We start from the raw sequence: 14,471 nt of genomic DNA, 5'->3' as shown, positions 1-14,471 counted from the left end.
TACTAAATTTTCCTCAGGATTAAAATATAGAATTAGCTAATACATTTAGTACTAATAACATTATTCTAATCGGAATTGTATGTCTTTCAAAAGAACTAGTTTAACCCCAACAATAAAACTACTATGAGAACAAAAATATTTCTAATCTTTTTGATGTTTACAGCCTTTGTAAGTTATGCGCAACAAGATGCTCAATTTACTCAATACATGTACAACACAATCAATATCAATCCCGCTTATGCTGGATCAAGAGGTGCTTTAAGTATTTTTGCGCTACATCGTACTCAATGGGTAGGACTTGATGGTGCTCCAGTAACTAATGCTGCTTCTGTCAATACACCTCTCAACGGAAGTAATTTAGGTTTGGGGGTATCGATTATAAATGATAAAATTGGGCCTACCACTGAAAATACCATTTCGGCTGATTTATCATACACCGTTCCTACTTCTGAAACTTTTAAATTATCTTTTGGAATAAAAGCAACTGCTAACTTTTTCAATTTGGATGTCAACCGATTGAATCCTGTTGATGATGATCCTAGTCTACATGATTTCAATAATAAATTTACTCCTAATATTGGAGCTGGGGTTTATTTACATTCTGACAAAGCTTATGTGGGGTTTTCAATACCGAATTTCATTGAAAGCAATCGTTATGACGATAATGAAGTTGCCATTTTTAAAGAAAAAATTAATTATTATTTAATCGCAGGTTATGTATTTGATGTCAATGAATCCATAAAATTCAAACCCGCATTTTTGACTAAAGTCGTTGGGGGAGCTCCACTTCAAATGGATGTATCAGGGAACTTTATGTTCAATGATAAATTTGTTGTAGGTCTAGCTTATAGATGGTCTGCTGCAATAAGTGCGATGGTTGGGTTTCAAGTTACTGACGGAATGTATATAGGATATGGTTATGATCATGAAACCACTAATTTGAATAACTACAGTTCTGGTTCTCATGAAATATTTTTACGTTATGAAATATTTAAAAATAATGATAAAATTATAACTCCTAGATTCTTCTAGAGATTCAGTATATGAAAAAAATTATATTCTTTTACATAACAATAATATGTCTTGTTTCTTTTAAAGGAAATGCACAAGATTCTAAATTTTATGTAACGGATAAAATAAGTGATAAATATGCTTATGTAGATGTCATCAAAACTTATGAAAGGATTGCTGAAAAAGGATATAGATCTGTAGATTTATTTAAAAAACTTGGAGATTCCTATTACTCAAATGCAGATTTTGACAAAGCTGCTAAATGGTATTGTGAATTATTTGCCATAAGCAATGATTTAGAACCTGAATATTATTATCAATATGCTAAGTGTTTACTATTTATTGGTCAAAATGATAGTTCCAATGAAATATTGGAAAAATTAAAACAAAAATCAGGGGCAATAAAAGATAAAAAGAATCGAAAATAACGATAAAATTACAACTCCAAAAATTCTTTTAAAAACAATTATTATGAAAAAAAATATACTCCTTTACATAACAATAGTAAGTGTTTTTTCTATTAACATTTATTCCCAAAAAGCAAAATTGGCTACAGCCGATAAAAAGTATGATGGCTATGCCTATATAGACGCCATCAAAACTTATGAAAGAGTTGCTGAAAAAGGATATAAATCAGCTGATATGTTCAAAAAGTTGGGCAATTCTTATTACTTTAATGCACAGTTCAATAAAGCCGCTACATGGTATGGTGAATTGTTTACTATGGATACCTCAAATTTAGAACCTGAATATTATTATCGTTATGCTCAGTCTTTAAGAGCAATCGATCAAAATGATAAGGCCAATGAGATGATGGAACTATTCAACCAAAAATCAGGAAGCGATAGCAGAGCTAAGCTATTTAAAAAAAATACCAACTATTTAGAAGCTATAAAAGCAAATTCTGGAAGGTACAACGTTGAAGATGCTGGAATAAATTCTATCTATTCCGATTATGGAACTGCACTATATTCGAATAAATTAATTTTTGCTTCTGCTAGAGATACAGGAAGTCTTGGACAAAGAAAGCACAAATGGACCAATCAATATTTCACAAACTTATACTCGGCTGATTTAGGAGAAGACATGACACCGGGTGCTGCAAAAAAGTTTGATGGAACCATAAATTCGAAATTTCATGAATCCACTCCTACTTTTAGCAGTGATGGAAAAACTATGTATTTTTCACGAAACAACTATCTGGATGGAAAAAAAGGAAAAGATGGAAATAAAATAACTTTAATAAAAATATACAAAGCCACTCTGGAGAATGACAAATGGGCAAATGTAACCGAACTCCCTTTTGACAGTGACAATTACAGTACAGCACATCCTGCATTAAGTCCTGATGGAAAAACATTGTATTTTGCCTCTGATATGCCTGGAACTTTAGGGCAGTCGGATTTGTTCAAAGTAACCATAAATGAAGATGGTACTTTTGGAACACCGCAAAATTTAGGAAATACAATTAATACCGAAGGAAGAGAAACTTTCCCTTTTATTAATAATGAAAATGAAATTTACTTTGCATCTGATGGACATCCTGGACTTGGAGGATTAGATGTTTTTATGTCTAAAATAAGTGCAGAGGGAACTTTGAATGAAGTTCAAAATGTAGGGGCCGATGTCAACTCTCCTAAAGATGATTTTGCTTATTTAATCGATACAAAATCAAGAAGAGGCTTTTTTACTTCCAATAGAGATGGTGGTCAAGGTTATGATGATATTTATAAATTTTTAGAAACAAGAAGACTTATTTGCGAGCAACTTCTTTATGGTGAAATCACCGATATCAAAACAGGTGAACTATTGGCTAACACTAAAATTACCTTATACGATAATCAATTTAAGGTGGTCAATACTGCTACTTCTGATGATAAAGGAAAATATAGCTTCACCGTTGAATGTGGAAAGAGTTACAATGTAAGAGCTGAAAAACCAGAATACACAACCAAAGAAGAAAAAATCACTATCAACACAACAACCGGTAAAACATATTTACCTATTGCACTAGAAAAAGAAATATGTAAAGTAGCCGTTGGTGATGATTTGGGTAAATGTTTTGGTATCAAAATGATTTATTTCGATTTAGACAAATCGAATATCAGACAAGAAGCAGCTCTGGATTTAGAAAAAATATTAGATGTATTAAATCAGAATCCAACAATGAAAATCGACATCCGTTCTCATACTGACAGCAGACAAACCTTCAAATACAATGAAGCATTATCTGATAGAAGAGCCAAATCAACCATTAACTGGTTAGTTAAAAATGGCGTAAATCCTGACCGATTAACAGGTAAAGGATATGGTGAAACTCAACTAGTAAACAAATGTGCTGATGATGTAGTTTGTTCCGAAGAAGAACACCAACTCAACAGAAGAAGCGAATTTATTATTACTGCTTTGTAATATCTTTCTTTACTTAAAATAGTTAATACTATTCACTTAATTAAACCTCGGGAGTTTCACTTTCGAGGTTTATTTATTTTAAGAATAAACATAAAATTATAGTAAGCTAAATTAGGTAATGCAATTAAAGTCCTAAAAAAATTAAGTTAAATTATAAAAAGTATTACCATTCTACTTGTAAAAAAAAAAAATAACTGTTAATTTTTTAATTTAACAACTAAATTTTTCATAAAAAAACACATTTAAACGATTTTTTAGGTTAGTTATAGAGAATAAAAATCAATACTACTAATTCTTTGTAATTTTAATTTCATAAAGAATAAATGTGTTTTTAAATATTATGATATTAAAATTAATCAAGCTACAAAGGCTCTTTAAATCAAAAAAAGAAAATTTAAAACCTGAAAAAATTAGAATTTAATCGAAATAGAAAGATACAATTAATATGTTATTAGTATTATTACTATTAAAATATTCTAAATATTATCTTTAAGAAAGTAATAAACTTATTTAATTGTCCTAAAAAATTAACACAAAATTTTAAACAAAAAGAAATACAAATGCCAAAAATTAGTTATTTTTTTTTAAGTATTTATTTGGTATAAATCATCGTTTAACGAGTTATTGGCTATTCGATGATAAAATTTATAATAATAATTTAATGTAATTAGCTTCGTATTAAATTAGCTACATTAATTTTTAAAATAATTTCTTTAATAGTAAGCTCAAATCCTATTTAAAATTGATATTATGAAAAAAATTACTCTTTTATTAATAGTTTTCTACATGTTTACCAGTAAAACATATTCACAAACTATCATTTTTGATGGAAATAATTGTAATTCTACAGCGACTGGTGTAGAATGGGGAATCCCAGATGTTGTCGACGGACAAGATGTTTCAACTGGAACAGCTGACATTTTAAACTTTTGGTACCAACAAGACCATGATTACCTCTATTTAGCATTTGATCGGGTTGCAACAGGGAACAGTTCATTTTCATTTTACATGAATACTGATTGTAGTGCTTCAACAGGTGATCCTACAAAAAATGGGAGTGATTATGCCACATTTTTTTCTATAAGCCCTGGTGCTAGTCCTTCAATTACAGATAATACATTATACAAATGGAATGGCACTAAATATGTTGATACCGGAATCGTTTATGAAGCAAAATTAGGGAAAGAAAAATGTGATGGAAGTGTTGGTCTATTTTTTGAATTAAAAATAAAATTTAGTACTATTTTTAATTTATGCAGCACAACAAATTGTAATAATTTAACTATTGAAGTCGGATCTTCCTTAGCTGGTGGTTCTCCAAATTCAGCTTTAAAAGATACGTTTAATGTTCCTCTTAATGTTGGTATTAATTCAATCCCAACTGCTAAATTCACTCAATCTACAGCTACATGTTTAAATTCACAAATGAGCTTTGATGCCAGTACTTCAACATTTTATAATTCTAATATTTATACTTCTAGTAATGCTCCTGATTTTCAAGATAGTATTGTATCTTATCAATGGGATTATAGTTATGATGGAATAACTTTTAATATTGAAGCTACAGGTGTAAATAATAATCATGTATTTACTTCAGCCGGTACACATACAGTCGCACTACAAGTAACCGATTCCTACGGTTGTAAAATTATTACTTCAAAAAATATTATAATATATGATGCGCCACAAGCTAACTTTACTTTTTCATCAAATCCAAGTTGTAATATTGCAACTTCTTTTGATGCTAGTTCATCCATAGATAAAACATTACCAAATAATCTTACTTATGAATGGGATTTTTCATACGATGGAATAACATTTAATAACGAAGGCACTGGTATTAATATTAATAAAACGTTTACAACATGTGGTTCATATATAGTCGCACTAAGAATTTCAGATTCTGGTACACCTGTACCTTGCAACATAGTATTAACAACAAAAACTGTTAATGTATTAGATTCAACCCCTCCCTTAATAAATAGTTCGAATGGAGCCAGTATAGTGAATTGTTTAGCATTAGCAATTCCTCCAACTGTTCCAACCGCAACAGACAATTGTTCGGGTACTATTTTAGGTGTTTTAGAATCTATAGTTGACTCCCCTAGTCCTTTAACTTGTGAAGGTACAAGAACATATAGATATACATATACTGATTGTGGTAACTTAGTAAGTACTTGGGTGTATACCTATACTATCGAAAGTTTAGATTTCACAACTAACTTCCCAGCTAATACTGGTTCAACTATTGCTTGTGCAGCTTCTCTAGCAGAACCAAATGTTCCTGAAGTAAAAGACAATTGTGGAAATGTATTGACTCCTGCCGCTGTAGTAATCTCTGAAACTCCTGCTTGTGAGGGCAATGTAACTTATACTTACAAATTCACTGATTGTGAAGGAAACACACTCAACTGGGTGTATACCTATACCATCGAAAGTTTAGATTTCACTATGCCAGCTAATACTGGTTCAACTATTGCTTGTGCAGCTTCTCTAGCAGAACCAATTGTTCCTGAAGTAAAAGACAATTGTGGAAATGTATTGTCTCCTGCCGCTGTAGTAATCTCTGAAACTCCTGCTTGTGAGGGCAATGTAACTTATACTTACAAATTCACTGATTGTGAAGGAAACACACACGACTGGGTGTATACCTATACCATCGAAAGTTTAGATTTCACAACTAACTTCCCAGCTAATACTGGTTCAACTATTGCTTGTGCAGCTTCTCTAGCAGAACCAATTGTTCCTGAAGTAAAAGACAATTGTGGAAATGTATTGTCTCCTGCCGCTGTAGTAATCTCTGAAACTCCTGCTTGTGAGGGCAATGTAACTTATACTTACAAATTCACTGATTGTGAAGGAAACACACACGACTGGGTGTATACCTATACCATCGAAAGTTTAGATTTCACTATGCCAGCTAATACTGGTTCAACTATTGCTTGTGCAGCTTCTTTAGCAGAACCAATTGTTCCTGAAGTAAAAGACAATTGTGGAAATGTATTGACTCCTGCCGCTGTAGTAATCTCTGAAACTCCTGCTTGTGAGGGCGATGTGACTTATACTTACAAATTCACTGATTGTGAAGGAAACACACTCAACTGGGTGTATACCTATACCATCGAAAGTTTAGATTTCACTATGCCAGCTAATACTGGTTCAACTATTGCTTGTGCAGCTTCTCTAGCAGAACCAATTGTTCCTGAAGTAAAAGACAATTGTGGAAATGTATTGTCTCCTGCAACTGTAGTAATCTCTGAAACTCCTGCTTGTGAGGGCAATGTAACTTATACTTACAAATTCACTGATTGTGAAGGAAACACACTCAACTGGGTGTATACCTATACTATCGAAAGTTTAGATTTCACTATGCCAGCTAATACTGGTTCAACTATTGCTTGTGCAGCTTCTTTAGCAGAACCAATTGTTCCTGAAGTAAAAGACAATTGTGGAAATGTATTGTCTCCTGCCGCTGTAGTAATCTCTGAAACTCCTGCTTGTGAGGGCGATGTGACTTATACTTACAAATTCACTGATTGTGAAGGAAACACACTCAACTGGGTGTATACCTATACCATCGAAAGTTTAGATTTCACTATGCCAGCTAATACTGGTTCAACTATTGCTTGTGCAGCTTCTCTAGCAGAACCAATTGTTCCTGAAGTAAAAGACAATTGTGGAAATGTATTGTCTCCTGCAACTGTAGTAATCTCTGAAACTCCTGCTTGTGAGGGCAATGTAACTTATACTTACAAATTCACTGATTGTGAAGGAAACACACTCAACTGGGTGTATACCTATACTATCGAAAGTTTAGATTTCACTATGCCAGCTAATACTGGTTCAACTATTGCTTGTGCAGCTTCTTTAGCAGAACCAATTGTTCCTGAAGTAAAAGACAATTGTGGAAATGTATTGTCTCCTGCCGCTGTAGTAATCTCTGAAACTCCTGCTTGTGAGGGCAATGTAACTTATACTTACAAATTCACTGATTGTGAAGGAAACACACTCAACTGGGTGTATACCTATACCATCGAAAGTTTAGATTTCACTATGCCAGCTAATACTGGTTCAACTATTGCTTGTGCAGCTTCTCTAGCAGAACCAAATGTTCCTGAAGTAAAAGACAATTGTGGAAATGTATTGACTCCTGCCGCTGTAGTAATCTCTGAAACTCCTGCTTGTGAGGGCAATGTAACTTATACTTACAAATTCACTGATTGTGAAGGAAACACACTCAACTGGGTGTATACCTATACCATCGAAAGTTTAGATTTCACTATGCCAGCTAATACTGGTTCAACTATTACTTGTGCAGCTTCTCTAGCAGAACCAATTGTTCCTGAAGTAAAAGACAATTGTGGAAATGTATTGACTCCTGCCGCTGTAGTAATCTCTGAAACTCCTGCTTGTGAGGGCAATGTAACTTATACTTACAAATTCACTGATTGTGAAGGAAACACACTCGACTGGGTGTATACCTATACCATCGAAAGTTTAGATTTCACTATGCCAGCTAATACTGGTTCAACTATTGCTTGTGCAGCTTCTCTAGCAGAACCAAATGTTCCTGAAGTAAAAGACAATTGTGGAAATGTATTGTCTCCTGCCGCTGTAGTAATCTCTGAAAATCCTGCTTGTGAGGGCAATGTAACTTATACTTACAAATTCACTGATTGTGAAGGAAACACACACGACTGGGTGTATACCTATACCATCGAAAGTTTAGATTTCACAACTAACTTCCCAGCTAATACTGGTTCAACTATTGCTTGTGCAGCTTCTCTAGCAGAACCAATTGTTCCTGAAGTAAAAGACAATTGTGGAAATGTATTGTCTCCTGCCGCTGTAGTAATCTCTGAAACTCCTGCTTGTGAGGGCAATGTAACTTATACTTACAAATTCACTGATTGTGAAGGAAACACACTCAACTGGGTGTATACCTATACTATCGAAAGTTTAGATTTCACTATGCCAGCTAATACTGGTTCAACTATTGCTTGTGCAGCTTCTTTAGCAGAACCAATTGTTCCTGAAGTAAAAGACAATTGTGGAAATGTATTGTCTCCTGCCGCTGTAGTAATCTCTGAAAATCCTGCTTGTGAGGGCGATGTGACTTATACTTACAAATTCACTGAATGTGAAGGAAACACACACGACTGGGTGTATACCTATACCATCGAAAGTTTAGATTTCACTATGCCAGCTAATACTGGTTCAACTATTGCTTGTGCAGCTTCTCTAGCAGAACCAATTGTTCCTGAAGTAAAAGACAATTGTGGAAATGTATTGACTCCTGCCGCTGTAGTAATCTCTGAAACTCCTGCTTGTGAGGGCAATGTAACTTATACTTACAAATTCACTGATTGTGAAGGAAACACACACGACTGGGTGTATACCTATACCATCGAAAGTTTAGATTTCACAACTAACTTCCCAGCTAATACTGGTTCAACTATTGCTTGTGCAGCTTCTCTAGCAGAACCAATTGTTCCTGAAGTAAAAGACAATTGTGGAAATGTATTGTCTCCTGCCGCTGTAGTAATCTCTGAAACTCCTGCTTGTGAGGGCAATGTAACTTATACTTACAAATTCACTGATTGTGAAGGAAACACACTCGACTGGGTGTATACCTATACCATCGAAAGTTTAGATTTCACAACTAACTTCCCAGCTAATACTGGTTCAACTATTGCTTGTGCAGCTTCTCTAGCAGAACCAAATGTTCCTGAAGTAAAAGACAATTGTGGAAATGTATTGACTCCTGCAACTGTAGTAATCTCTGAAACTCCTGCTTGTGAGGGCAATGTAACTTATACTTACAAATTCACTGATTGTAAAGGAAACACACACGACTGGGTGTATACCTATACCATCGAAAGTTTAGATTTCACAACTAACTTCCCAGCTAATACTGGTTCAACTATTGCTTGTGCAGCTTCTCTAGCCGAACCAAATGTTCCTGAAGTAAAAGACAATTGTGGAAATGTATTGACTCCTGCAACTGTAGTAATCTCTGAAACTCCTGCTTGTGAGGGCAATGTAACTTATACTTACAAATTCACTGATTGTGAAGGAAACACACTCAACTGGGTGTATACCTATACCATCGAAAGTTTAGATTTCACTATGCCAGCTAATACTGGTTCTACTGTCGCTTGTGCAGCTTCTCTAGCAGAACCAAATGTTCCTGAAGTAAAAGACAATTGTGGAAATGTATTGTCTCCTGCCGCTGTAGTAATCTCTGAAACTCCTGCTTGTGAGGGCAATGTAACTTATACTTACAAATTCACTGATTGTGAAGGAAACACACACGACTGGGTGTATACCTATACCATCGAAAGCGAAGATTTCACAACTAACTTCCCAGCTAATACTGGTTCAACTATTGCTTGTGCAGCTTCTCTAGCAGAACCAATTGTTCCTGAAGTAAAAGACAATTGTGGAAATGTATTGACTCCTGCCGCTGTAGTAATCTCTGAAACTCCTGCTTGTGAGGGCGATGTGACTTATACTTACAAATTCACTGATTGTGAAGGAAACACACTCAACTGGGTGTATACCTATACCATCGAAAGTTTAGATTTCACTATGCCAGCTAATACTGGTTCAACTATTGCTTGTGCAGCTTCTCTAGCAGAACCAATTGTTCCTGAAGTAAAAGACAATTGTGGAAATGTATTGTCTCCTGCAACTGTAGTAATCTCTGAAACTCCTGCTTGTGAGGGCAATGTAACTTATACTTACAAATTCACTGATTGTGAAGGAAACACACTCAACTGGGTGTATACCTATACTATCGAAAGTTTAGATTTCACTATGCCAGCTAATACTGGTTCAACTATTGCTTGTGCAGCTTCTCTAGCAGAACCAATTGTTCCTGAAGTAAAAGACAATTGTGGAAATGTATTGACTCCTACAACTGTAGTAATCTCTGAAACTCCTGCTTGTGAGGGCAATGTAACTTATACTTACAAATTCACTGATTGTGAAGGAAACACACTCAACTGGGTGTATACCTATACCATCGAAAGTTTAGATTTCACAACTAACTTCCCAGCTAATACTGGTTCAACTATTGCTTGTGCAGCTTCTCTAGCAGAACCAAATGTTCCTGAAGTAAAAGACAATTGTGGAAATGTATTGTCTCCTGCCGCTGTAGTAATCTCTGAAACTCCTGCTTGTGAGGGCGATGTGACTTATACTTACAAATTCACTGATTGTGAAGGAAACACACTCAACTGGGTGTATACCTATACCATCGAAAGTTTAGATTTCACTATGCCAGCTAATACTGGTTCAACTATTGCTTGTGCAGCTTCTCTAGCAGAACCAATTGTTCCTGAAGTAAAAGACAATTGTGGAAATGTATTGTCTCCTGCAACTGTAGTAATCTCTGAAACTCCTGCTTGTGAGGGCAATGTAACTTATACTTACAAATTCACTGATTGTGAAGGAAACACACTCAACTGGGTGTATACCTATACTATCGAAAGTTTAGATTTCACTATGCCAGCTAATACTGGTTCAACTATTGCTTGTGCAGCTTCTTTAGCAGAACCAATTGTTCCTGAAGTAAAAGACAATTGTGGAAATGTATTGTCTCCTGCCGCTGTAGTAATCTCTGAAACTCCTGCTTGTGAGGGCAATGTAACTTATACTTACAAATTCACTGATTGTGAAGGAAACACACTCAACTGGGTGTATACCTATACCATCGAAAGTTTAGATTTCACTATGCCAGCTAATACTGGTTCAACTATTGCTTGTGCAGCTTCTCTAGCAGAACCAATTGTTCCTGAAGTAAAAGACAATTGTGGAAATGTATTGACTCCTGCCGCTGTAGTAATCTCTGAAACTCCTGCTTGTGAGGGCAATGTAACTTATACTTACAAATTCACTGATTGTGAAGGAAACACACTCAACTGGGTGTATACCTATACCATCGAAAGTTTAGATTTCACTATGCCAGCTAATACTGGTTCAACTATTGCTTGTGCAGCTTCTCTAGCAGAACCAATTGTTCCTGAAGTAAAAGACAATTGTGGAAATGTATTGTCTCCTGCCGCTGTAGTAATCTCTGAAACTCCTGCTTGTGAGGGCAATGTAACTTATACTTACAAATTCACTGATTGTGAAGGAAACACACACGACTGGGTGTATACCTATACCATCGAAAGTTTAGATTTCACAACTAACTTCCCAGCTAATACTGGTTCAACTATTGCTTGTGCAGCTTCTCTAGCAGAACCAATTGTTCCTGAAGTAAAAGACAATTGTGGAAATGTATTGTCTCCTGCCGCTGTAGTAATCTCTGAAAATCCTGCTTGTGAGGGCGATGTGACTTATACTTACAAATTCACTGATTGTGAAGGAAACACACACGACTGGGTGTATACCTATACCATCGAAAGTTTAGATTTCACTATGCCAGCTAATACTGGTTCTATTGTCGCTTGTGCCGCTGATATCGTTGCTCCGACTCTTCCTGTGGTTACCGATAATTGCGGGAACGCTTTAACAGCTTCTCCTGCTGTGATTTCTGAAACTCCTGCCTGTGAGGGCAATGTAACTTATACTTACAAATTCACCGATTGTGAAGGAAACACACACGACTGGGTTTATACTTATACTATTGATGATACTATTGCACCGACAGCAACAGCACCTACTGATATTACTGGTTTACAATGTATTGCTGACATACCTCCTGCAGATATTAATGCTATAATTGATGAAACCGATAACTGTAGCGGAACGGTAAACGTTATTGTTTCTGATTCCAACAATGACGCTTCCGGTTGTAAAGGAAACCCATACATCTTAACTAGAACCTACACTTTGACCGATTGTGGTGGCAATGTAACTAAATTAGTGCAAACCATTACCGTTGAAGATACTACTCCACCTATATTGGCAGGTGTGCCTGCGAATGTAACTGTTGAATGTAATGCAATACCTGCGGTAGAAATAGCAGTAAACATAAATGCAACAGATAATTGTGATGCCACACCAATAGTAGCTTATCTTGGGGAAGTTAGAACCGATGGTGACTGTGCCAACAACTATACTTTAACGAGAACTTGGACTGCTACTGATGCTTGTGGAAATACTGCTTCAGCTTCACAAACTATAAATGTTCAAGATACAACTGCTCCAGTTATTGTTGCGTTACCTTCTGTGTCAACTATCTCTTGTCCTGCAACGCCTGAATTTACTCAAGCAATTGCAACTGATGGTTGTGGTTCAACTGTAACTTTGACTTTCGCAGATGTGACTACAAATGGATCATGTGCGGGTTCTTATTCTGTAACGAGAACTTGGACTGCTACTGATGCTTGTGGAAATGCTGCTACGGCTTCACAAACCATAAACATTCAAGATACAGTTGCTCCAGTTATTACTTCGTTACCTTCTGCGTCAACAATCTCTTGCCCTGCAACGCCTGAATTTACTCAAGCAATTGCAACTGATGGATGTGGTTCAACTGTAACTCTGACTTTCGCAGATGTGACTACAAACGGTCAATGTGCTGGTTCTTATTCTGTAACGAGAACTTGGACTGCTACTGATACTTGTGGAAATACTGCTACGGCTTCACAAACCATAAATATTCAAGATACAGTTGCTCCAGTTATTACTTCGTTACCTTCTGCGTCAACAATCTCTTGCCCTGCAACGCCTGAATTTACTCAAGCAATTGCAACTGATGGATGTGGTTCAACTGTAACTCTGACTTTCGCAGATGTGACTACAAACGGTCAATGTGCTGGTTCTTATTCTGTAACGAGAACTTGGACTGCTACTGATACTTGTGGAAATACTGCTACGGCTTCACAAACCATAAATATTCAAGATACAGTTGCTCCTGTTATTACTGCGTTACCTTCTACGTCAACTATATCTTGCCCTGCAACGCCTGTGTTCGCTCAAGCCATTGCTACTGACGGATGCGGTTCAACTGTAACTTTAACTTTTGCAGATGTGACTACAAACGGATCATGTGCGGGTTCTTATTCTGTAACGAGAACTTGGACTGCTGCTGATGCTTGTGGAAATGCAAGTACGGCTTCACAAACAGTTAATATAGTAGATACTGTTGGTCCAACAACTGCCTCTCCGTTCAATTCAACAATTAATGTAAATTGTGATGCAATTCCTGCTAAGCCTGAACTTGTATTTGTTGACAATTGCTCCACAGTTTCACCAGCTATTTTTACTGAAAATATCATTAACAGAACAGAAAATTCTTATTCAATTGTAAGAAAATGGTCTGTAGCTGATACTTGTGGAAATGCATCTGAATTTACTCAAATTATCAATGTTACTATTCCTAATAGCATTGTGACAATAAGCAGTTCAATTTGTAATGATGGAGAAACAACAACTACCAATCTAAATGATTTGTTACCAGCTGGAACTCCAACAAACGGGACTTGGGTAGATGTAAATAATTCTGGTGGGCTACAAGGAAGCACACTTAATGCTAATGGTCTTTCGGTTAGAGATTATACTTTTGAATATAAAATTAATGATGCAAATTGCCCAAGAACTGTAAGAGTTACAATGACGGTAAATACTGGTTGTGATAGTATTGTATTAGCTTGTGGACTTGTGGTGGTTCATAATGCTTTCTCTCCAAATGGTGACGGAATTAATGAAAAATTCATAATCGATAATATTGATGATACTATTTGTTATCCAGAAAACACGGTAGAGATATATAACCGTTGGGGAGTATTGGTTTTTGAAACCAAAGGATATAATAATACTAGTAATTCATTTGATGGAATCTCTGGTGGTAGATCAACTGTTCAACAATCTTCGGGTTTACCTACAGGAACTTACTTCTATATATTGAATTATACTTCTGTTGACAATAATGGAAAAATCATTACCAATAAAAAAGACGGATATTTATACTTAACAAAATAAATAATATTATACCTGAGGTCAAAAAAATCCTCAGGTATAATAAAAACAATACCTTTAGCCCATATTATTATAAATAATAAACCCTGAGGAAATTTATCAAGCCGACCTGCCGG

At 35.6% G+C, this 14,471-nt stretch carries 4 protein-coding genes; all 4 read left to right on the top strand.

The window, feature by feature from the left end; translation table 11 throughout:
- Nucleotides 1-123 precede the first annotated feature (123 nt).
- Entirely contained in the window at nt 124-1,032 is a 909-nt protein-coding gene (locus ACXX80_RS12285) for a PorP/SprF family type IX secretion system membrane protein (RefSeq protein WP_458553446.1), read from the top strand.
- Nucleotides 1,033-1,043: 11 nt separating this feature from the next.
- A complete protein-coding gene (locus tag ACXX80_RS12280) occupies nt 1,044-1,439 on the top strand; it encodes a tetratricopeptide repeat protein (protein WP_458553442.1) in 396 nt (131 codons plus the stop codon).
- Nucleotides 1,440-1,482: 43 nt separating this feature from the next.
- On the top strand, nt 1,483-3,423 hold the full coding sequence (locus ACXX80_RS12275) for an OmpA family protein (protein WP_458553445.1): 1,941 nt from the start codon (nt 1,483-1,485) through the stop codon (nt 3,421-3,423).
- Between the two features lie 750 nt (nt 3,424-4,173).
- Nucleotides 4,174-14,358, top strand: coding sequence for an HYR-like domain-containing protein (locus tag ACXX80_RS12270; protein WP_458553444.1), 10,185 nt, complete (start codon nt 4,174-4,176; stop codon nt 14,356-14,358).
- The last annotated feature ends 113 nt before the right edge of the window (nt 14,359-14,471 follow it).

The sequence above is a fragment of the Flavobacterium sp. GNP002 genome, from assembly GCF_054343795.1.
Note: the sequence above shows the minus strand (reverse complement) of the source record. Positions and strands in the feature narration are given on the sequence as shown.

Excerpts from the sequence above, each read along its gene's own strand:
- ACXX80_RS12285 (WP_458553446.1), top strand. The coding sequence starts at position 124 with ATGAGAACAAAAATATTTCTAATCTTTTTGATGTTTACAGCCTTTGTA.
- ACXX80_RS12280 (WP_458553442.1), top strand. The coding sequence starts at position 1,044 with ATGAAAAAAATTATATTCTTTTACATAACAATAATATGTCTTGTTTCT.
- ACXX80_RS12275 (WP_458553445.1), top strand. The coding sequence starts at position 1,483 with ATGAAAAAAAATATACTCCTTTACATAACAATAGTAAGTGTTTTTTCT.
- ACXX80_RS12270 (WP_458553444.1), top strand. The coding sequence starts at position 4,174 with ATGAAAAAAATTACTCTTTTATTAATAGTTTTCTACATGTTTACCAGT.